15 protein-coding genes are annotated in these 21,827 nt (G+C 63.7%); 4 read left to right on the top strand and 11 right to left on the bottom strand.

Annotation, left to right across the window (positions count from 1 at the left end):
- Window positions 1-170: 170 nt before the first annotated feature.
- Window positions 171-1,013: an alpha/beta hydrolase gene (locus tag ACQR1W_RS19040; RefSeq protein WP_434852225.1), complete on the top strand. Its 843-nt coding sequence runs from the start codon at window positions 171-173 to the stop codon at window positions 1,011-1,013.
- A gap of 656 nt (window positions 1,014-1,669) precedes the next feature.
- On the opposite strand, the gene ACQR1W_RS19035 is transcribed toward ACQR1W_RS19040, so the two are convergent.
- Together ACQR1W_RS19035 and ACQR1W_RS19030 are read right to left on the bottom strand one after the other, a co-directional pair.
- Complete coding sequence (locus ACQR1W_RS19035; protein ID WP_434852495.1) at window positions 1,670-3,280, bottom strand: IS1182 family transposase; 1,611 nt, start codon at window positions 3,278-3,280, stop codon at window positions 1,670-1,672.
- 154 nt (window positions 3,281-3,434) lie between these two features.
- Window positions 3,435-3,722 carry a hypothetical protein gene (locus ACQR1W_RS19030; RefSeq protein ID WP_434852224.1) on the bottom strand — a complete coding sequence of 96 codons (288 nt, stop codon included), beginning with the start codon at window positions 3,720-3,722 and terminating at the stop codon, window positions 3,435-3,437.
- Between the two features lie 177 nt (window positions 3,723-3,899).
- Between ACQR1W_RS19030 and ACQR1W_RS19025 the strand changes: the two genes are divergently transcribed.
- Window positions 3,900-4,511, top strand: a complete 612-nt coding sequence (locus tag ACQR1W_RS19025; protein ID WP_434852223.1) for a flavin reductase family protein — start codon at window positions 3,900-3,902, stop codon at window positions 4,509-4,511.
- 182 nt (window positions 4,512-4,693) lie between these two features.
- On the opposite strand, the gene yghU is transcribed toward ACQR1W_RS19025, so the two are convergent.
- A complete protein-coding gene (gene yghU, locus ACQR1W_RS19020) occupies window positions 4,694-5,575 on the bottom strand; it encodes a glutathione-dependent disulfide-bond oxidoreductase (protein WP_434852222.1) in 882 nt (293 codons plus the stop codon).
- A 175-nt stretch (window positions 5,576-5,750) separates the two neighbouring features.
- On the opposite strand from yghU, the gene ACQR1W_RS19015 reads away from it, so the two are divergent.
- The gene (locus ACQR1W_RS19015; RefSeq protein WP_434852221.1) at window positions 5,751-7,262 is read left to right on the top strand and encodes an acetyl-CoA acetyltransferase; all 1,512 of its coding nucleotides are present in this window, start codon (window positions 5,751-5,753) and stop codon (window positions 7,260-7,262) included.
- Window positions 7,263-7,520: 258 nt separating this feature from the next.
- Here ACQR1W_RS19015 and ACQR1W_RS19010 read toward each other — a convergent pair whose 3' ends face one another.
- The 5 genes from ACQR1W_RS19010 to ACQR1W_RS18990 form a co-directional block, all read right to left on the bottom strand.
- Window positions 7,521-7,859 carry a hypothetical protein gene (locus ACQR1W_RS19010; RefSeq protein WP_434852220.1) on the bottom strand — a complete coding sequence of 113 codons (339 nt, stop codon included), beginning with the start codon at window positions 7,857-7,859 and terminating at the stop codon, window positions 7,521-7,523.
- A gap of 138 nt (window positions 7,860-7,997) precedes the next feature.
- A complete protein-coding gene (locus ACQR1W_RS19005) occupies window positions 7,998-9,149 on the bottom strand; it encodes a J domain-containing protein (RefSeq protein ID WP_434852219.1) in 1,152 nt (383 codons plus the stop codon).
- 33 nt (window positions 9,150-9,182) lie between these two features.
- Window positions 9,183-10,178 carry an MBL fold metallo-hydrolase gene (locus ACQR1W_RS19000; protein WP_434852218.1) on the bottom strand — a complete coding sequence of 332 codons (996 nt, stop codon included), beginning with the start codon at window positions 10,176-10,178 and terminating at the stop codon, window positions 9,183-9,185.
- A 514-nt stretch (window positions 10,179-10,692) separates the two neighbouring features.
- Window positions 10,693-12,885 carry a methyl-accepting chemotaxis protein gene (locus ACQR1W_RS18995; protein WP_434852217.1) on the bottom strand — a complete coding sequence of 731 codons (2,193 nt, stop codon included), beginning with the start codon at window positions 12,883-12,885 and terminating at the stop codon, window positions 10,693-10,695.
- 416 nt (window positions 12,886-13,301) lie between these two features.
- Window positions 13,302-14,450 (bottom strand): alpha/beta fold hydrolase, encoded by a 1,149-nt coding sequence (locus ACQR1W_RS18990; RefSeq protein WP_434852216.1) that lies wholly within the window; start codon window positions 14,448-14,450, stop codon window positions 13,302-13,304.
- A 289-nt stretch (window positions 14,451-14,739) separates the two neighbouring features.
- On the opposite strand from ACQR1W_RS18990, the gene ACQR1W_RS18985 reads away from it, so the two are divergent.
- Complete coding sequence (locus tag ACQR1W_RS18985) at window positions 14,740-15,318, top strand: TetR/AcrR family transcriptional regulator (protein WP_434852215.1); 579 nt, start codon at window positions 14,740-14,742, stop codon at window positions 15,316-15,318.
- 218 nt (window positions 15,319-15,536) lie between these two features.
- Here ACQR1W_RS18985 and ACQR1W_RS18980 read toward each other — a convergent pair whose 3' ends face one another.
- The 3 genes from ACQR1W_RS18980 to ACQR1W_RS18970 all read right to left on the bottom strand — a co-directional run bounded on the left by ACQR1W_RS18980 (window position 15,537) and on the right by ACQR1W_RS18970 (window position 21,826).
- Window positions 15,537-16,733 carry an efflux RND transporter periplasmic adaptor subunit gene (locus ACQR1W_RS18980; protein WP_434852214.1) on the bottom strand — a complete coding sequence of 399 codons (1,197 nt, stop codon included), beginning with the start codon at window positions 16,731-16,733 and terminating at the stop codon, window positions 15,537-15,539.
- Window positions 16,723-19,905, bottom strand: coding sequence for an efflux RND transporter permease subunit (locus ACQR1W_RS18975; protein ID WP_434852213.1), 3,183 nt, complete (start codon window positions 19,903-19,905; stop codon window positions 16,723-16,725). Before ACQR1W_RS18975 ends, ACQR1W_RS18980 begins: the two co-directional genes overlap by 11 nt.
- A gap of 235 nt (window positions 19,906-20,140) precedes the next feature.
- A complete protein-coding gene (locus ACQR1W_RS18970) occupies window positions 20,141-21,826 on the bottom strand; it encodes a methyl-accepting chemotaxis protein (protein ID WP_434852212.1) in 1,686 nt (561 codons plus the stop codon).
- Between the last annotated feature and the right edge of the window lies 1 nt (window position 21,827).

The raw sequence follows: 21,827 nt of genomic DNA, 5'->3' as shown, positions 1-21,827 counted from the left end.
CCAATGTCTGCAAGCTCCCGCCGTTCAGCTCGCCTTGCGTGGAACAGGGTTCCGTTCCCGCGGCGTTCTGTCACGTTTCTGAAATTTAATGGCCACGTCTCTGCGACAGGGTGATGAAACGTGCGTTGCTTCGTTTTAGATAACTCGAAAAGTTGATCGGGACGGAAGCGATGAAACGGGGAATAACGGTTCTGGCGTGCGTGTCTGCCTTGGCCGTCGCGGGCTATGTCGCGATGAGCAAATGGGGAATCGAACACGATAGTCTCGACCTCTACGACGCCGCGCGGCAACGCCCGGTGACGGTCGATGTCGCCGTGCGCAGGGATTATGAGATGAAGGCTGATGCCGGCATCTGGCGGCTGCCGGTTGCCGTCATCAGCAATGGCAACACGGTCAGGAACACCGAGTATTCGTTCCTCGCCAACGTGTTTGCCGCGCGCGGCTATCTCGTCGCCAGCATCCAGCAGGACTTGCCGACCGATCCACCGCTCGTGACCAAGGTCGGCATGCCCTATGTCGGACGGCTCCCCGTCTACGAGAAAGGCGAGGCCAACATCCTGTTTGTGCTGGGCGAGTTGAAGAAGCAACATCCGAATGCCGACTACGCGCATCTGACCCTGGTCGGCCATTCCAACGGCGGCGATACCGCGATGTATTTCGCCAAGGAACATCCGGACCTGGTGTCGCAAGTCGTGACGCTGGACAATCTGCGCGTTCCCTTCGTGATCCGCGACAAGCTCAAGATCCTGTCCTTCCGCTCCGACGACCCCGTGTTCAAGACCGACCCCGGCGTACTGCCTACGCCGCAAGTGGCGAAGAAGGACGGGATCGATATCGTCAAGACCCATTTCCAGCACACCTGGATGAGTGACCGCGGTCCGGACGCCGTCAAGGAGCGGATCCAGGCGACGCTCGACAGCTTCCTTGGCGGCGACTCGTCGAGCGACCTTGCGCCGGCGCCGACCGACCCCAACAGCCTGCTTGTCAACAACGGCGGAGCTGCGCTGCCGTGAAGTGACACGCAGATGTGCGTTCACCTCCTCGCGGCGCTGCTGGCGTCCGAGTTGTCCTGGTCGAGTCCCTCCCGACAGTGAGAGGGCGCAGGGAATGCCGGGCGCAGGCCTCGCCCATGGCCCGCCTGCAACAGAGAAAGCAGGCGGCAGTCACCACAGGTTCAGCCGAACATCCGGCATTCCCTGCGCGATGGTTGACAGCTTATACGCGCTCTCCTTGGGGACCGGCTTTCTTGCCCCCAATCCGCGCGAAGCGAAGCTTCGTCGCGTCAGCGACAACGTGGAATGCGTTGCGCTGGGCGCCAGCACCGGGGCGCCAGGACCACACGATTTCGCCGTGCGCATCGAGTTGTTCGTCCGCGTGACATCACGCTGCAACCCGAAGCGCCCACCGCATCCCTGCCCCGCGTATCGTGACGACCGCGCGTACGCCCCTCTCATCGGGGCAGGATGGCGCAAACTAAGCACGATTTCCGAAAAAACGAAACTGAAATATTTTCGCTGACCGGCGTATGTGAGGCGATCCGGTTGAAGCATTTGGACAAATAAGTTTTTCCGCGCACGTCGATTTCAGATCCGAAGGGGCGCGTCCACGCCGGGCCGCCCCCCTTCGCAGCGGAAGTGATTTGCCCGACGAGGCTGGGCAAGAATGTGAGTTACAAGGCTGGGTGGGCTCGGCGCGGTGCGACTTCGAGCGATAACGAGATTTTCGCCCGGAATCGGGTCAGTGGAAGCAAAATCAAAGTCCACGCGCTCCTGCCCTCGCGGGAAGTGGCGCGTAAAGTTGCGAGAGCCCATTCAGCGATCCGGGCGAGGAAGCCGTTGAAGCCGAGAATGTTGATGACGCGGGCGAAGTTGTAGGAAAGCGCCATGAGGCTCCACTCACCGCCAACCTTGTCGAAGCCGCGGACAAGGAAGTGGCGATAGCCCGCGCGGCACTTGAGCGTGCCGAAGGGGTGTTCAACGATGGCTGAACGACGACGCATCAGTTTGCCGGCGTCTTCGCTTGCCATCCTTTGACGGAGGCGGTCGAGAACAATCTCGTGCTCCCAGCGGAACACAGTTCGGTACTTTGCTTTTGGACCGAGGCAGGAAGCTTGGAGTGAACAAGCTCCGCAGGTCGCCTTCGAGCCTAGATAGCGTGTCTCGATCCGACCGCTCACATTCTTCACGGGCGTCTTTGTTGGACGGAGCAGCTGTTTGGCCGGGCAGCAGTAGGTGTTGCTCCGGGCATCGTAGGTAAAATCCTTGCGGGTGAAGCGGCCCTGGTTCTTGAGCTTATCGTTGCCTTCGTGCACTGGAACATAGGCTGTAACTCCGTCGTCTTCACAGGCCTTCACGTCCTCGCTGTTGAAGTAGCCGGCATCTGCCAAGATCTGCAGGGTCTTGACGCCCAGCGCCTCCTTTGCTGCCTTTGCCATTTTATGAAGCTGGCCTGCGTCGCTGCGATTGACGACCTCGCTCGCAATGATGAGCATGTGCTTGTCGTCGACCACGCTCTGCACATTGTAGCCCGCGATGGTCTGGTCGCCCTTGCTGAGAAGCCTTGCGTTTGGATCGGTCTTCGAAATCTGCCCCTTGTCGCTCGTCTTCAACTCTTCGAGGTCGGCCTTGGCCCGCTCGCGCCTCGCCATCAGAAGCTTCATCTTCTCGCCAACGTCGCCGCCACCAGATCCACTGTCCGAGCCATCGCTGCTCCGCTGCTTGGCCTCGGCCGCATCATTGGCTTCGAGAGCCTTGCCGTATGCCTCGATCTCCTTGTCTAGTTCGGCAATCTGCTTGGTCAGCTTGTTCTGCGTGAAGATGCTCCCCTTGCTCGCATTGCCATGAAAGAGGGCGCCGTCGACCGCCACTACGCTTCCGCTGATCAGCCCGATCTCCTTCAGTAATAGGACGAAACTGCGGTTCGCAGCCTTCAGGGCAGCCCAGTTCTCCTTGCGGAAGTTCGCAATCGTCCGATAGCCGGGCCTAAGGTTCTTCAGCAGCCAGATCAGCTCCAGATTACGGCTGGATTCCCGTTCCAGCCTTCGCGACGATCTGATCTGGTTCAGATAGCCATAGAGATAGAGCTTCAACAGATCCGCCGGATCGTACGGCGGCTGCCCGGCTCCTGATCCGCGCCGTTTGGCGTGCCGGAAACCAAGTTTGGCCAGATCGAGCGCACAAACGTAGCCCTCGATCGCCCGAACCGGGTTGTCCGGTTCGACATAATCCTCGACCCGGGGCGGCAGCAGGCTCTCTTGTCTCGCCGCTCTTGAACGGACGATTCGTCATAATCCCGAATCGTACAGGCAATCCTCAGTTCTTGCCCAGCCTCGACAGGCAGCATTTACGCCTTGGGCCAAGCTCGCCGTCATTCCGGGGCGCGAGAGTTCGCAAGCCCGGAATGACGATCAAGACAAACCGCGTCCGTGCAGCAGCTCACTTCTTTGAGGGCGACTTCACCGCGGGGCCATTCTTGTTCCCGGGCATGCCCTTGATGTTGGACGGATCCTGCGCGCTGACATCAGGGTTCTGCCGGCTCATCGACGAGCTGGAGCCGACCGTGCCCTTGTCGGTGGGCGGGCCGTTCTTGTTCCCCGGGGCGCCCTGGATACCGGCGCCGGAATTCTGCGCGCTCGGCGGATTGTTCTGAGCCCCGCTTTGCGCCGATGCCGCACTTGCCGACAGCAGACACGCGATCGCAACTGCACTGACCATCGCTTTCATGGCGTACCTCCAAACGAGTATTTTTGTGCAGTTCGAACGTCGCGGCAGCCGCGGCGTTCCGACAACCGGCAAATTAAAGCTGCCCCGTTCCGCTCGGCTCCTGCCCGCTTTATCGGCTTTATGGTCACGCTGCGTCGCACTACGCTCGGCGATCAAGCAAACAAGCAGGACCCGTCCATGGAATATCTTCCCGCCGATCTGTCCCCGCGCGAGCGCTACAAGATCCTGACCTCCTTCGTCCTGCCGCGGCCGATCGCCTGGGTCACCAGCATGGGCGAGACCGGCGTCGTCAACGCGGCGCCATTCTCATTCTTCAACGTGCTCGGCGAGGATCCGCCGCTCTGCGTGTTCGCGATCAACCTGCGCCCGGACGGCCGCACCAAGGACACGCTGGTCAACATTCGCCGCTCAGGCGAGTTCGTGGTGCACATCACCGACGAGCCGCTGGCGCAGGCGATGCACGACACCGGCGGCGACTTTCCCTCCGATGTCAGCGAGCCCGATCATCTCGGGCTGACACTCGCGCCCTCCAGCACGGTGCTGGTGCCGCGGCTTGCGGGGGCGCCCTTCGCAATGGAATGCAGGACCTGGAAGATCATCGACGTCAACGGCGACCGCCAGCTGGTGTTCGGTGAGGGTGTCAACTTCCACATCCGCGACGAATTATGGGACCGCGAGAAGATGCGGGTCCACATGGAGCTGTTCCACCCGGTCGGGCGCATGTTCGCCGACCGCTATTGCCGCACCAACGACCGGATGGATTTCCCGCCGGCGAAGGGATTAGGGTGAGACTAGGTCAACATCCCCGTCGTCCCGGGCAAGCGCAGCGCGACCCGGGACCCATAACCACCGGCCAAGCGTGGCGGCAAGGCGGGAGTGACCAATCATCGTAACATGAAAGCCGCGGAGTATGGGTCCCGGCTCGAGGCCGGGACGACAGCGTGCCTGCCGGCAGTCCGTCCGTCACACGGTCACTTCGTCTCCTCCCCGATCTTGTCCTGCGTCTTGGTCTCGAAGTCGGATGCGTCGTGCCGCTCGTGCAGCTGGTTCTTGGGATCGCCGAAGACGCGGTTGACCATGCGGCCGCGCTTCACCGCGGGCCGTTGCGCGATCTGGTCGGTCCAGCGCTGCACGTTCTTGTAGTCATCGACCGACAGGAATTCGCCGGCCCCGTAGATCAGTCCCTTGGCGAGCGCGCCGTACCACGGCCACACCGCGATGTCGGCGATCGTGTAGTCCGCGCCCGCGAGATATTCGCTCTCCGCCAGGCGCCGGTCGAGCACGTCGAGCTGGCGCTTCACCTCCATCGCGAACCGGTCGATCGCATATTCGATCTTGCTCGGCGCATAGGCGTAGAAATGCCCGAAGCCGCCACCGAGATAGGGCGCGGCCCCCATCTGCCAGAACAGCCAGGACAAGCATTCGGCGCGCTGCGCCGGCGCGGTCGGCAGGAATGCATTGCCGAACTTCTCGGCGAGATAGACCAGGATCGACCCCGATTCGAACACGCGGATCGGCACCTCGCCGCTGCGATCCATCAGCGCCGGAATCTTCGAGTTCGGATTGATCGCGACGAAGCCCGAGCCGAACTGGTCGCCCTCACTGATGCGGATCAGCCAGGCATCGTATTCCGCACCGGAATGGCCGAGCGCGAGCAGCTCCTCCAGCATCACCGTCACCTTGACGCCGTTGGGCGTTGCCAGCGAGTAGAGCTGCAAAGGATGACGGCCGACCGGCAATTCCTTCTCATGCGTCGGGCCTGCGATCGGACGGTTGATGCTGGCGAATTGGCCGCCGCTCGGCTTGTTCCAGGTCCAGACCTTAGGTGGCGTATAGGCGGTTTCGTCAGACACGGCATCCTCCGAACATCACGGGCGCGAAGCCGGTTCTATGCGCTGGGCGGGCCAAGCGGAAGTCCAGCCTGCGCGTCTGCGTTGCGCATTTCTGCATTGCCTGCGCCGCGTTGCGATGACAGAACGATCCCACAGAACATAACGGCCCTCAATGGGCTGCACCCTCGGAAACGCCATGACTTCACTGCCCGCAGAACGCATTCCCGTCATCGTCGGGGTCGGCGAGATCGTCGATCGGCCAAAGGATCTCATGGACGGGCTCGAGCCGCTGGCCTTGCTCGAACAGGCGGTGCGGCGCGCCGAGCTCGATTCCGGGGCGAAACTGCTGGACGACATCGGCTCGCTCGACGTGGTCAATTTCCTGAGCTGGCGCTATCGCGACCCGGAGAAGCTGCTGGCGCAGCGGCTTGGCGCTCACCCGGCGCATTGTCACTACGGCCCGGTCGGCGGCGAGAGCCCGATCCGCTTCCTCCACGAGGCGGGCTTACGCATCGCGCGCGGCGAATGCGAGGTGGCGGTGGTCTGCGGCGCCGAGGCGCAATCGACGGCGACCAAAGCCGAGCGCGCCGGGCTCGCCCTGCCCTGGACGCCGTTCGCGCATGACGTCGAGGAGCCGAAGCGCGGCGCTGCGTTCCAGAAGCCACTCGCAGTCAAGCTCGGCGTGTTCCGCCCGGTGTCGGTCTACCCGTTCTACGAGGCCGCGACCTCGGCGGCCTGGGGCCAGACGCCGCGCCAGGCGCTGGAGGAATCCGGCGAGTTGTGGTCGCGCTATTCGGCCGTGGCGGCGTACAGCCCGAATGCATGGCTGAAGCGGCATTTTTCGTCGGACGAAATCATCACGCCCTCGGCCGAGAACCGCCCGATCGCCTGGCCCTATACCAAGCTGATGGTCGCCAATCCCATGGTCAACATGGGCGCGGCGCTGATCCTCACCAGCCTGGCACGCGCGCGTGCGGCCGGCATTGCCGACGTGCGCATGATCTATCCGCTCGGCGGCGCCGCGGCCGAGGACCCGCGGGACTATCTCGCACGCGACCAGTTCGCCGCAAGTCATCCGCAGAATGCCGTGCTGCAAGCGGCGATGGATCTGGTCGGCGGCAAGGGGCACGCGTTCGACGTCATCGAGCTCTACAGCTGCTTTCCCTGCGTGCCGAAGATGGCGCGGCGAACGCTCGGCCTGAGTGCCGACGTCGAGCCGACCGTGACCGGTGGTCTGACCTTCTTCGGCGCGCCGCTCAACAGCTACATGACGCATGCGGCCTGCGCGATGGTGCGGCGGCTGCGCGGCGGCGGTGCCAGGCGTGGTCTGCTCTATGGCCAGGGCGGCTTCGTCACCAAGCATCATGCGCTGGTGCTGTCGCGCCAGGCGCCAGAGGCACCGCTCTCGCAGGAGACGAGCGTGCAGGCGGTCGCCGATCGCAGCCGTGGCGACGTGCCGGAGTTCGTCACCGAGGCCTCAGGCCAAGGCCGGGTCGAGAGCTACACGGTGCTGTACGATCGCGATGGCGAAGTCGAGCATGGCGTGGTGATGCTGCGCACCGAAGCCAATGCACGCACGCTGGCCCGCGTGCCCGCGCGGGACAAGATCACGCTCGCCGCTCTGCTGAACATGGATCGCACGCCGGTGGGCACGCGCGGCGAGATCATGATGGCGGAGGACGGCGTGCCGGAGTGGCAAGCGAGGTAGGGGCAGCTTCGGCTCGCGTCTGAGATGCACAGCGCCGATGACTGCGCCCTCTCCCCTTGAGGCTACGCCGACGTCAGCCTCATACTCACTCGGGGTTTGGCTCCACAGGAGCCTCGTCCCTGCGGAGACAGACCCCTCACCCGGCATGATCGCGCTTCGCGCCATCATGCCACCCTCTCCCGCAGGGGGAGAGGGTGAACCCTCATCCCGGCAAGCAGATCATCGCCTCACGTCAAGACAATCGGGGCCAGAACGCACTCACACTTCCCGCGCCTCGCGCTGCCAGCGGGCATAGGCGGCGTCCCAGCCGGGATCGTCATCGGAGACAAATCCGAACGTTCGACCGCTGCCGAGATCGCGAAATCCGATCATCGCCCGGCGATGCGCGCCGCTGCGCACATAGGCGCGCATGCTGGCCTCATCCCTCCAGACAGTCACGGTGTGATAGAAGCCAGCGACCGGGCGCAGCATCACCGCGATGAGCCCCGGGGCACGACGCGCCTGCCGCAGGGATCGCCACGTGTGCCACCAGAAGCGCAAGAAGCGGACGGCTCCGCGCTTCGGGCGAAATCCGGTGGCCGATATATAGACGCTCATGACCGCCGCTCCGTCGGGGGCCGAAGCTCGTCATTTCACAGACATCGCCTCGATCTCGCCTCGCCCGATCAGAACGACGGAAAGAGCGGCTTGGATCTTCGGTCCGCCACGATCAACAGATTCGCCGCCGATGATCGCTCAGCGCGTGCCGCTCGGCGGCGCCGGAGGGGTCGGCAGCGCGCCGGTGATATCATCGCGAAGCGCCGGTGGGACATTGCCGCTTTCGCTGGCGTGGTCGCGTTCGTGCTTGCGCTCGAGCGCCTCATCGCGGCGCCGCACCGCGCTCAGAAGCTGCGGGTTGAGCTTGAGCGCCTGATCCAGGTCGGCCAGCGCGCGATCGTAGCTTCCCTTCGCAAGCCACACCGCCGCGCGATCACTATAGATCTCGGCATCGCTGAAGCTCATTCGCACGGCGTGGTCGAGATCGACCAGGGCTTCGTCGAACTCGCCCCGCTGCTGCCGGATCAGGCCGCGGTCGTGAAGCAGCCCCGGATTCTTGGGATCGAGCCGGATCGCCGCATTGAGATCGGCGATTGCGCGATCCAGGTCGCCTTTGCGGCTCCAGATGCGGCCTCGATAACGGTAGGCTTGCGCATTGTCGGGCCAGAGCCGGATGGCCGCGTCGAAATCAGCGATCGCGCGATCGAGATCGTCGCGGCGGTTGAGATCAAGACCGTGATCGAGACTGGCGACTGTGGCTGTCTGTTCCTCGTCGGCGGGACTCGTGATCTCCCCATGCGCCGCGGCAGCAGCTGGTGGAATCGGCGGAATGTCGCGATCATCGGGGCCGGCGTCAAATGCCATCGGCGAGCCGGCCGGTCGACCGGTCGCAACCGGCGCGGTGTCGGCACGGCTCTCAGGCGTAGCAGCAGGCTTGGGCGCAGGCGCGGGCTCGGGCGCGCGCGGCCGCATCCGCATCGCGATCGATCGGAGCGAGGCGGTCGACATCCAGCCGTGGATTTCCGGCAAGAACAGGAGCTCCACCCCGATCAGGATCACGCTCAGCACCGCCGTCATCGCAGTGAACTGGAAGATCGCATTCCATCGCTCGGACCTCGCGCGATCGCGTGCCTCGGCGAGAAGGGCGTCGTATTCGGCGCGTAGATCGGGGTCGCGCAGCACCCGATAGGCCGCAATGATCATCTTGACGTGCCGGTCGGCTGCAGCGTCAGGGCCGCCGCGCAGGTCCGGGTGATGCGCCTTCACCGCCTTGCGGAAGGCCTGCTTGATGATCTCGACGTCGGCACATGGCGAGACGCCGAGAATCTCATAATGCGTCCTCACGGCCATGCGCGGCCCCCTGCTCCCAGGACCCGCGTGGGGTCAGGCGTGGAGCATATCGAGCGCATAGCTGCCGCCGTCACGGGTGAGCCGGCCGAAGCCGGGCCAGGGGAAATGGGTCCCACAGATCAGCATCTGCTCCGCCGCCACGCGATCGAGCAGCTTGCGGCGGCTCGCTTCCGCGAGCGGCCCGTCCTGATCGAACGCGCCGTGCCAGCCAGGATGCCGCGCGCACAGCGCCGGCAGATAGGCGGTATCGTTCGAGATCATCAGCTGCTCCGAACCGGAGGAGAGATGAAAGGCGGTGTGGCCCGGCGTATGACCGGGCACGCTGACGAAGCGGATGCCGGCAACGACTTCGTCTTCGCCGTCCACCGGCAGGACGTTCTTCCAGTTTGGGATCACGGTCTGGATGCGGTGGGCCAGTGGCTGTCGCCCCGGCGGCAGCCGGCCGGTCAAAGACGGATCGGTCCACCATTTGTATTCGGCCGCGGCGACGATGATCTCGGCATTGGGAAACACCGGCGCATTGGTGTCCTCGCCAAGCAGTCCGAAGATATGATCGGGATGGAAATGCGAGACCAGGATCGTGTCGATCTCGCCCGGCTGGATGCCAGCGGCCTTCAGATTGCCGAGCATGCGACCGGAGATGAAGATGGAGTCGGGATTATAACCCTGCACCTGGCCGCCGCCGCCGGCATCGCACAGCACGGTCTTGCCCTTGAACCGGACGACATAGGTCGCGATCGGAATGGTGACGAAGGCGGACGGCAGCCCGGCGGCAGCGAGCGCCTGTTTGGTCTCGCTCACGCTGGCATTGCTGATGAAGCCGGCTTCATGCGGCTTCTCCCAGATGCCATCATAGAGTGTGATGACTTCGGCCTCACCGATCCGGACACGGAAAAAGCCGCGCTCCGGATCCTCGGTGCGGCGATGCGGCCGCGCCGCGACGACGGCAAGCTCTGCGTCGAGCCCGAATGCGGCCGCGGCGGTGGCCGCCGACAGCACCAGCGTCCGCCGGGACGGAGAATATGTCATGAGCGTATTCACCACGAATATTGGACCGTCAGTCGAATAGGCCTCGCTCGCGAGGTCTGTGTGAACGTAATGGGGAATATGGCGCCACGGCGGCCCTCGGCCGAACTTGCCTCCCGGCTGTGTGCACGTACCGCGCAAATGCATGCGCAGGTTGATCGTTGCGATCTCACTGCACCTCTGGGGCGGCAAAGCCGCAACCGCCTTCAAATCGGCGGGATTTTCTGATTAGCCGCGCGACCAGGCCAATTGGTCGCCCGCGAGCTCCGGACACCGCACGATGGTGTTTTTCGGAGACTACCATAGCGTGTGCGTGGGGCAGCGGCCGAATGGCCAGTCTATTGGCGGGAGCCCGTTGAGGCCGAACGCCGGCGCCTCCGCCTTTTTCCTTCAAGCGTGTGCAAGACATGGATCGCCCGGCCATCAAGCGCTTGATGACCGGTCAATGCCGCTTCGATCCGAAGCCCTCTGAACGATTTTGACCTGAGGGTGAATCCGCGAGTTCAGCGCGGCGGTGCTACGCCGTCCGCACCGAATTCAGGAATTTGCTGACCTCCTGCTTCAACCGGCCGCTGTCGCCCGAAAGCATCTGGGCTGCCGACAGCACTTGAGACGAGGCCGATCCGGTCTCGGTCGCGCCGCGCTTGACGTCGGCGACGTTCGTGGAGACCTCCTGGGTGCCGTGAGCGGCCTGCTGGACATTGCGCGAGATCTCCTGGGTCGCGGCGCCCTGCTGCTCGACCGCAGCCGCAATCGCCGCCGAGATTTCCGACAGCCGTTCGATCGTTCCGGAAATCTCCCGGATGGCGCCGACCGATTCCTGGGTTGCCGATTGGATGCTGCCGATCTGCTGACCGATCTCGCCGGTGGCCTTCGCAGTCTGCTCGGCCAGCGCCTTCACCTCGGACGCCACCACGGCGAACCCGCGGCCTGCTTCGCCGGCGCGCGCCGCCTCGATGGTCGCATTGAGTGCCAGGAGATTGGTCTGGCCCGCGATCGTATTGATCAGCTCGACGACGTCGCCGATGCGGGTGGCTGCCTTGGACAGCTGGCTGACACGGTCCGTCGTCGCGCGCGCCTGATCGACGGCCTCGTTCGCCATGCGCGCCGATTCCTGGACCCGCCGGCTGATTTCGCTGATCGACGAGGCCATCTCCTCGGCCGCGGATGCGACCGACTGCACGTTGCTCGACGCGTGTTCCGACGCGGTGGCGACGGTTGCCGCCAATTGCTGGGCCCGTTCTGCGGTCGAGCTCAGCGTCGTGGCCGAGCCTTCGAGCGCGCCCGAGGCCGCGGACACGGTCTCGACGATACCGCCGATCGAGGCCTCGAAGCTGTCGGCCATGTCGTTCATGACGCGACGGCGCTCCTTGTCCGCATTCGCCTGGTCCTGGGCGCGTTGCTCGATGCCTTGCTTCAGATCGCCCTGCATCGTTCGCAGCGAGTCGGCGAGGACGCCCACCTCATCGGCCTGCGCGATCTTGAGCTCTTGATTGAAATCCCCCTTGGCAATGCCGTTGGCGAAGTTCGCGCAATCGCGAATGGGCCGCGCCACGCTGCGGGCGGCAATCGAAATCAGGAAGATCGCGGCGGCGATCACCACGAGACCGACCCCGATCTGCCAGAACACGCCCGATGTCGCGCGGGCGCTGAGCGTCGCGTCGAGCTGACGCGCCGATGCCAGAACGACCTCGCGCGGCACCGAAATGACCACCGACCAGGGCGTATCAGTCAAGCCCAGCTTGATCGGCGAATAGACATCCACATTGGCGAACTTCGGATCGTCCTGGACCTCGGCCTTCCCTGCCCGAATGGTCGCGGCACTTTCGCTCCAGCGCGGATCGGCTTGCGATGCCGGCTTTCCGATCACGTCCTGATTGGCGCTGTCGGCGACCACAAGGCCCGTATCGTTCAGGATCGCCACCTTGCCTTTGCCCTCGAAGAGCGAGGCGTTGATCTTGACCGCAAGCTTCTGAACGAAATCCAGATTGTAGTCGGCGCCGGCGACGCCGTGAAATTTGCCCTGGATCATGACCGGGACCGACATCGTGGCCAGGAACACCGGCTTGCCCTGGACGATGTAGGGCAGCGGACCGAGAATATTCTCCCGCCCCGTCGTGGACGGATTGATGTACCACGCGCCCTTCACCAGGCCATTGGGATGACGATCGTTGCTGTCATATTCGACGAGCGGCTGGACATCGATCTTGCCGCCGGCATCCCGAGTCCAATAGGGCAGAAAGCGGCCAGTATTGTCCGATCCCTGCTCCTTGCGTCCCTTGAACGCAGTGTCGTTGCCGTCGAGAGCATCCGGCTCCCATGCCGAATAGGTGCCGTTGAAGGCGGGATTGTGCTGCAGCACGTTGCGAAGCAGCCCGCTCAACTGGCTGCGGCGCGCGTCTTTCGGGGTGCGGCCATCCTTGTCGTCGGCCAGCACCGCGAACGCATGCGCCATGGTGCGCGCGGCATCGAAGCCGACTTCGAGCTCGGCCTTGATGGCATTGGCCTCGGTCGAGGCCCGGTTCAGAAGGCTTTCCTTGGTCTGGCGATCGACCAGTTGCATCACCTCGCCGGCGACATATTGGTTCATGCTACGCGTTGAAAAAACGCTGTAGCCGATCAGTATCAAGGACGTTGCGACAAGACACAGACCTGAAATCGCTGCGATCTTGAGTTGAACGGATCGAATGGCAGCAAACGAGAACGTCATGATGGTGGCCCTCATAAATCGGGCACGGAATTATTCTTGCTGCATTGCCAAACTATAAAGTTCAGCTTCCGTAGTAACCCGGCTGGGAGCATGCCGGAGGGCTAAACTTACGGGTCTTGTCGCCAATGCCTCGCATGAGCCTCTTGTTACATGCCAGCAGAGGACGCCCGGCCGTCATCGCGGACGAAGACTAGGACACGGGCCTCATTAGCGCCGATTTGTCGTAACGCGTCGCCACCGACATTGCTTGACCCTGTTGAAGAGCCGCTCAACTCGATTGCGGGCGCGACGAGTTTGACCCAGAGCAGACTCGTTTCTTACAACACGTTGGGACGCGCCCGAGGCGCCAGGATGGGCGCGACGCAAGTTGGCGGGTTGTGTGATCGGCAAGACAAAAAACGGTCGCGTCACCCGGGCTAACGGCCACCAAGTCCAAAATCGCTGGAGTGATCCGCCCCACCGACATCCTTGATGAAGGCGAGCAGGAGCGTGCCGAGCCGAACCGGCTGCTCCTGTTGGATCCAGTGACCAGCGCCGTCGATCAGTTCGATGCCAGCCATCCTCGTCGTCGCCTTCGTCCTCATAAGATCGACCGCGCCCGGCGCCGCATAGGTGCCCCAGTCGCTCGTCCCGCCGATGAAGAGCGACGGGACATCGATCGTCTTGCCCGAAAACAGGCCCAACTCAGCGTTTAGGTCAGGATCGGAATAGACGCGATAAGCCTGCAGGGCGCCTTGAAATCCAGTGCGGCCATACTCCTCCGTGTACACTCCAAGTTCCGGCTCGGTGAGCCATTTGCAGGATTGGACCTCGGCGGCGGAAGGTTGGAATGGAGCGACGGTCTGGGGCATCGTCTTGCCGAGATCCATGACGTAATAGGTGGGCATTTGTGCAAGTTCGATGGCGGTTCGCGCCTTCAACGGATGCGGCTTATTTCCCGGCCAGTCGGCGCTCTTGACGTGGAAGAACGCGCGAAGAAACGCGTGTAGACCTTGAAGGGGATGCCACATGTCATCGTTCGCTTCCCGTGTGCTCAAATATTGTTGGTAGTACACTCTGGGCGGATCGAGCGCCCCCAGCGCGGCCGCCAACTTTTGATTTTCAGTGTTCGGTTGAAGCGGCGATGCCTCGCTTTCCGCAATGTTGAACGGAAACGCCGGCGGACCGGGGAACGGTGCGCTCATCAGCACCACCGACGGAAAGACGTCAGGTCGAGCGAGCGCACAATAGGCCGCCACGGGCGAGCCGAAGTCGTGCCCAACGAGCATCGTCGTGCGCCGATACCCCAGCGCCGAAACCAACCCGAGGGCGTCGCGCGTCATGTTCAGGAGGCTGAAGGGCTCTAGCGGGGCGTCATAGCCGTTCACCCAACCGGTGGTGCGGCCAAAACCCCGCTGGTCGGGCGCCACGACATGGTACCCGGCGTCAGCCAAAATTGGGATCAGGTCGCGCCAGCCGTAAGCCAAATCCGGAAAGCCGTGCAGAAGCAGCGCGAGCGGCCGGCCGGGGCTTTCGTAACCGGCCTCGAGAATATGGACATCGAGGCCGTTGACCCCATGGATCATGCGCGAGCGGACCTCCTTGGGAAGCGTGCCCTCGCGATACGTTGATGTGGTCAAATCAGTTCCTCCTAGGAGGTTTGCGCGGGCCGGTCGAAGTGAAGCCGCAGCCAAGCCGGCCGCGCCCATCGCTAAGATGGCTCGTCGGGACGCCGATGGCTTGAAACTCACTGGATCATTCATGACGAAACGCTGAGTCCGCCTGGGGAGAGGGACATCCCCGCTGTTCTATGGCGATCACCATACTATGTCGATCGCCATAGTAACGTCAAGCGAAAGGTGTTAGGTTCACGGCATGCCACGTAAGACTGACGCCCGCGCTCGCGCGATTGCCACGGCCGAACGGCTGTTTCGCATCCAAGGCTACACTGCGACCGGATTGACCCAGATCATTGAAGAAAGCGGTGCGCCGAAAGGGTCGTTCTATTTTCACTTTCCACGCGGCAAGGCACAGCTCGCAGAAGAAGCAATCGATCATTACGTTGCGAGTAGGATTGCGGTATTGCGGAGTATCTCCGCGAATACGGCGGGTGATGCTCTGAATTTTGTTCATCAGCTCTTCGGCACATTCGCCGCCGAAATGGTCGCCTCTGATTTCCAGTACGGATGTCTCATGCAGAATCTGGCGAATGAGCTGCCCGCGCTCGACGCTGAGCTGACCAAACGGGTCGCGCGCGGATTTGTTGATTCGACCGAGATTATTGCGGAGCATTTTAGGAGGTGCGGCTTCGCTCCGGCGCGCGCATCCTCCACCGCAGCCGCATTGGTAGCCGCCCTCGAAGGCGCGCGAACGATTGCCCGCTTGGAGCGCACGCCTGCTGTATTTGAGGCGCTGGCGGATGTTAGCCGCCAAAGGTGCTCACCACCGGAATGACGGGGACGGTTCGCCGTCGCGATCAACTCATGTCGGCTCTTGGCTCACCCTGCGACCTCGGAGAATGTCCGCTCTTGGGTGCTGTCGGGGGTTGACCGGACATCAGTCGGCCGGCCGCCTAATGAGTACATGCCCTAGCTGACAGCGCACTCGTTGCGCTGGCGACAACGCGCCAGACGAGGCAACGCCGGAGCCTGGCTCGACGTCAGCTTTTACTATCAGCCCTTGCCGTCCTGCGCGGCCGAGACCTTCTCGGGCTTGGCGTCCTTCTTGGGTCCGGCGATGTGGACCGGATCGCCATCGGCCAGACCATCAGGCGGCGCGACGATGACGCGGTCGTCCACCGTGAGCCCGGAGCCGAGCTCGATGTTGCGGCCGAGGTCGCGCGCGATCGTCACAGTCTTGAACTTCACTTTGTCGTCCGCGCCGACGGTGGCCACGCGCAGGCCGTTCTGATCGAACATCAGCGCGCTCGCGGGAATGTAGAGCGGCACGGTGTCGCGCTGCAGGTTCAGCTTCACGCTGGCATAGCCGCCTGGCATCAGCTCGCCCTTGGCATTATCGAGGCCGAGCTGCATCCGCGTGGTGCCGGAGGCGACGTCGACGGCCTGGGCCGAGGCTTCCACCGTCGCCTCGAAGCTCCGCGTCGGATATTCCGGCACCGATATCGTGGCCTTGGCGCCGATCTTCACCGCCGGCACGTAGTTCTGCGGCACGTTGACATAGACGCGCAGCTTCTTGATATCCGAGATCACGAACATCGGCGTCGAGCCGCCACCGGCATTGATCAGCGCGCCGACATCGGTATCGCGCGCCGTGACGACGCCACCGAAGGGAGCCGTGATCTTCTTGTAGCCGGCCAGCACCTCCAGCCGCTCGACATTGGCCTGACCCGACTTCACCGCCGCCTTCTTGTTGTCGAGGTCGGCGGTGCGCTCGTCGATCTCCTGCATCGACACGAAGTTCGAGGCCAGCAGGGTCTTGCGCCGGTTCAATGTCGCTTCCGACAGCACGGCTGAGGCCTGCGCGCTGGTCAGGTCGGCGCGCGCCTGCAACAGCTGCTGATCGAGGTCGGGCGCCTCGATCTCGGCGATCACCTGCCCGGCCTTGACCGGCGTGCCGATATCGGCGCTCCAGCTCTTCAGATAGCCGCTGACGCGGGCGAAGATCGGCGCACGATAATAGGCTTCCAGCCGGCCCGGCAGATCGATCGTATTGTTCAGCACCTTCGCATCGGGGTTGGTCACCGCCACCGTCGGGACCGCCTGGTCGTCGGTCCATTCCTTCAGCTTGGCATCGCTGTCCTCGCGGGCGCGGATGCCGGTGACCACGGCAAACACCAGGCCGGCGCCCGCCACCAGCGCGAACAGGCCGAACTTCAAGCGCGAGACCGGCTCGTGCGTTTCAGTGGACATGCGCTGTCTCCAATGCGGCGGCGTCTTTGCCGGCCTGCTTCTTATGCACCAAACTGAACACGACGGGAACGAACATCAACGTCGCGAACGTCGCGAAAATCAATCCGCCGACCACGGCGCGGCCGAGCGGCGCATTCTGCTCGCCGCCCTCGCCCAGCGCCAGCGCCATCGGCGTCATGCCGATGATCATGGCGAGCGCCGTCATCAGCACCGGGCGGAAGCGGACGAAGCCGGCCTCGATCGCGGCGGCCACGGGATCGCCGAGCTCCTCGTAGCGCTCGCGGGCGAAGCTGATCACCAGCACGCTGTTCGCGGTGGCGACGCCCATGCACATGATGGCCCCGGTCAGCGCCGGCACTGACAGCGTGGTGTGGCTGACGAACAGCATCCAGACGATGCCGGCGAGCGCCGCCGGCAGCGCGGTGATGATCACGAACGGATCGGACCAGGACTGGAAGTTGACGACGATCAAGAGATAGATCAGCACGACCGCGCCGAGCAGGCCAAACAGGAGCCCCGAGAAGGCGCTGTTCATGGTCTGCACCTGGCCCAGCAGCACTACCGAGGAGCCCTTCGGCACCTCCTTGGCGGTGTCGGCGATCACGGCGCGCACGTCGTTGCTGACCGCGCCGAGGTCGCGGCCCTGCGTGGTGGCGTAGATCTGCACCATCGACTGGATGTCGTATTGCGAGACCACCGCGCTCGAGGTCGAGCGCTTGATGTCAGCGATGCCGCCCAGGATCGGCGCCGACGGCGAATTGGTCGCAGAGATCGGCAAGGTCTCCAGCTTGCTCAAGGAGTCGATCGCAAATTGCGGCGTCTGCATCACGATCGAGTAGGACACGCCATTGTCGGGATTGAGATAATAGGTCGGCGCGACCTGCGAGGAGCCGGCAAGGTTGACCACGAGACTGTTGGTGACGTCGCGCTCGGTCAGGCCGACATATTGCGCGCGGGTGCGGTCGACATCGATGTTGAAGGTCGGATTGCTCGGCGATTGCTGGATACGCGCGTCCGCAATGCCCGGGATGTGTCTGATGCGGGCGAGCAGCTTGTTGGCATAGGCGAAGTTCGCCGCAACATTGGCACCGCGCACCTGCAAATCGATCGGCGCCGGCGCGCCGAAATTGAGGATTTGGCTGACGATGTCCGCGGGGAGGAACGCGAAGCTCATGCCGGGAAACTGCCGCGGCAACTGCTCGCGCAGCGCCTGGACATACTCCTCGGTCGGGCGATGCCCCTCCTTCAGCTTGATCTGGATGTCGCCGTCCTGGGCGCCGATCACGCCGGTGTTGTTATAGGTCATGTTGATGCCGGAGATCGGCATGCCGATATTGTCGGCGAGCGTCTCGATCTCCGATGGCGGGACGATCCTGCGGATTGCCTTCTGCACGTCGGCGAACTGGTTGGCGCTCTCCTCGATGCGGGTGCCGACCTGGGTGCGCACATGCATCAGGATCGCGCCGGCGTCCACCGACGGGAAGAAGTTGCGGCCGAGATAGGGTACCAGAAGGAATGAGAGGCCGACGAAGCCGAGAAAGCCGAGCAGGAACAGGGCGCGGCCCTGCATCGCCAGTGTCAACAGCCCGCGATAGCCGGAACGGATGCGCTCGAACCGCGCCTCGAAGCCGCGCTGAAACAGCGCGAACGGATTGCGCGTCGGCGCCGGCCCATGCTCGCTATGGGCGACATGCGGCTTCAAGAGATATTTCGCCATGGTCGGCACCAAAGTGCGCGACAGGATGAACGACCAGACCATCGCGAACATCACCGCTTCCGCCATCGGCACGAACAGGAAGCGGGCGACACCGGTCAGGAAGAACATCGGCACGAACACGATGCAGATGCAGAGCAGCGAGACGAAGGCCGGTGTCACGATCTGGTTGGCGCCGTCCATGATCGCGGGCTCGACAGCCTTGCCCTGCTCCAGGTGCCAGTTGATGTTCTCGATCGTCACCGTGGCGTCGTCGACGAGGATGCCGACCGCGAGCGCGAGCCCGCCGAGCGTCATGATGTTGAGCGTCTCGCCGATCGCAGCCAGCATGATGATGGCGCCGAGCACCGACAGCGGGATCGAGACCGCGATGATGACGGTCGAGCGCCAGCTGCCGAGGAACAACAGGATCATCACGCTGGTCAGCAGCGCGGCGATCACGCCCTCGAAGGCAACGCCCGAGATGGCGGAGCGTACGAACACCGACTGGTCGCCGATGAAGCCGATCCGCAAGGCGTCGGGCAATTGATCGCGAACGTCGATCACCTTCTGCTTGATGCCGGAGATGATGTCGAGCGTCGAGGTGGCGCCGGCCTTCAGCACCATCATCAGCACCGAGCGGCTGCCGTTCACATGGACGATGTTGGTCTGCGGCGGGTTGCCGTCGCGGACGCTGGCGACGTCGCGGATATAGACCATGGCCCCGTTCACGGCCTTGATCGGCAGGTTGCCGAGATCCTCCAGCTTCAAAGGCGAGTTGTTGAGCTGGATGTTGTACTCGAACTCGCCGATCTTCTGGGTGCCGACCGGGGTGATCAGGTTTTGCGCGGCGAGCGCATTGGCGACGTCCTGGCCCGACAGGGCGCGGGCCTGCAGCGCGATCGGATCGAGGTCGATCTGCACCTGGCGCTGCTTGCCGCCGAATGGATACGGAATTGCCGCACCGGGAACCGTGACCAGCGGCGTGCGCAGCTGGTTGATGCCGATATCGGCGAGGTTCTGCTCGGTCAGCCCCTCGCCGGACAGCGCCACCTGGATGATCGGTACGGTAGAGGCGCTGTAGTTTAAGATCAAAGGCGGCGTCGCGCCCGGCGGCATCTGCTTCAGCAGCGTCTGCGAGATCGCGGTGACCTGGGCGTTCGCGGTGCGGATATCGACGCCCGGCTGGAAGAAGATCTTGATGATGCCGAAGCCGTTATAGGAATTGGCGACGATATGCTCGATGTCGTTGACGGTCGTGGTCAGCGCCCGCTGGAACGGCGTGGTGATGCGGCCGGACATCTGGTCCGGCGGCAGGCCGGTGTACTGCCAGACCACGCCGATTACGGGAATGCGAATGTCCGGAAAGATGTCGGTCGGGGTACGCAGCGCCGCCAGCGGCCCGACGATCAGGAGGAGGAGCGCGAGCACGACAAAGGTGTACGGCCGGCTCAGGGCGATGCGGACCAGTGCGATCATCGATCAAGCTTTTCCGGGCCACACCTGCGCGGACCCCATTTGGAAGCATTCGCATTGATCTAGCGCAACTGCAGCAAAATAGAAAAGAGGGCAGCGGAATGCTCCCCTCTCACTTCTGCATGACCGGCGCCCGCGAAGGCCTGCAACGAGCTTCGGCATGGCTGCGCGAAGGGCAGCCATGCCGAAACGCCGTCACCGGAAGCCAGAAGCTCGCGGGCGACCGCCGATGCGGGCCTTAGGCGGCGCGCACTGAATGCAGGAATTTGTCCACTTCCAGCTTGAGACGGTTGCTCTCGTCGGACAGGGATTTGGCGGCGCTCAGCACCTGCACCGAGGCCGAGCCCGTTTCGGTGGCGCCGTGCTGGACGTCGGTGATGTTGGAGGAGACCTCCTGGGTGCCGATCGCCGCCTGCTGGACGCTGCGGGAAATCTCCTGGGTCGCCGCGCCCTGCTGCTCCACCGCGGCCGCAATCGCCGACGAGATTTCCGACAGCCGCTCGATGGTGACGCTGATCGCCTGGATGGCGCTGACCGATTCCTGCGTTGCGGCCTGGATGCTCGAAATCTGCTGGCCGATCTCGCCGGTCGCCTTCGCCGTCTGCTCCGCGAGCGCCTTGACCTCGGAGGCCACCACGGCGAAGCCGCGTCCGGCTTCGCCGGCACGCGCCGCCTCGATCGTGGCATTCAGCGCCAAGAGGTTGGTCTGGCCGGCGATGGTGTTGATCAGCTCGACGACATCGCCGATGCGGGTCGCAGCCTTCGACAACTCGCCGACGCGATCGTTGGTGGCGCGGGCCTGATGAACTGCCTCGCCTGCCATCTTGGCGGATTCCTGCACGCGCCGGCCGATCTCCTGGATCGAGGACGCCATCTCCTCGCTGGCGGAGGCCACCGACTGGACATTGGTGGACGCCTCCTCGGAGGCCGACGCGACCACGCTCGCCAGCTCCTGCCCGCGGTCGGCGGTCGACGACAGCGTCGTGGCCGATGCTTCCAGTTCGGTCGAGGCCGAGGAAACGGTCTCGACGATCTCGCCGACCGCGCTTTCGAACGTGTCGGCCAATTTGGTCATTTCGGTGCGGCGCTGCACAGCAGCGCGGTGCTCGGAGGCCTTCAGCTCCTCCTTGCTGAAGCGGACGACGGTCTGCACACTCTGCAGATTGCGCAGCACCTCGCCGATTTCGTCGTCGCGTTCGATCCTGATGCGGGTATCAAGCTTGCCCTGCACGATGTTGCCCATCGTCTCGTTGACATGCTGCAGTGGCGCACCGATCGCCTGGAGCAGTTGCATCACCAGCAAACCGGCGAAGGCGGCGCCGAACAGTGCCAGCGTCGGTACCACGGCGCCCGCAGGACCCAACAGAGCGCTGCCCGCGATCGCGAGCATAAGCGCCGTCTGCACGGCAAGCAGCGTCAGAAGGCGCGCGTTGAGCGTGCGCGTGAACATCTCGAAAACATCGAAGATCGAGCGGCGACGGATCACGCCGGCCGCGATCTTGTAGTTGTGCGAGCGCTTCTCGCGGATCGCCGCGTAGACCTGTTCGGCCTCGGCGCGCTGGTCGGCAGGCAGCTTGGTGCGAACCGAGGTGTAGCCCGTCACCTGCCCGTTCTGCCGGATCGGCGAGGCCGTCGCCAGCACCCAATAGAAGTCGCCGTTCTTGCGCCGGTTCTTCACCGCGCCGACCCAGGGCTTGCCGGTCTTGAGCGTGCTCCAGAGATTTTCGAACGCCTCCGGCGGCATGTCCGGATGGCGGATGATGTTATGCGGCTGGCCCATCAGTTCCGCCGGCGCAAAGCCGGCGGCCGCGATGAAGTCGTCGTTGAAGAACGTGAGCTTTCCCTTGGCGTCGGTCTGCGAGACGATAAGAGTTTCGTCAGTGACGGGATATTCGACGGTGGTGACGGGAAAATTTTTGCGCATT

This window comes from Bradyrhizobium sp. HKCCYLS1011 (assembly GCF_051167795.1).
Lineage (GTDB): Bacteria > Pseudomonadota > Alphaproteobacteria > Rhizobiales > Xanthobacteraceae > Bradyrhizobium.
Note: the sequence above shows the minus strand (reverse complement) of the source record. Positions and strands in the feature narration are given on the sequence as shown.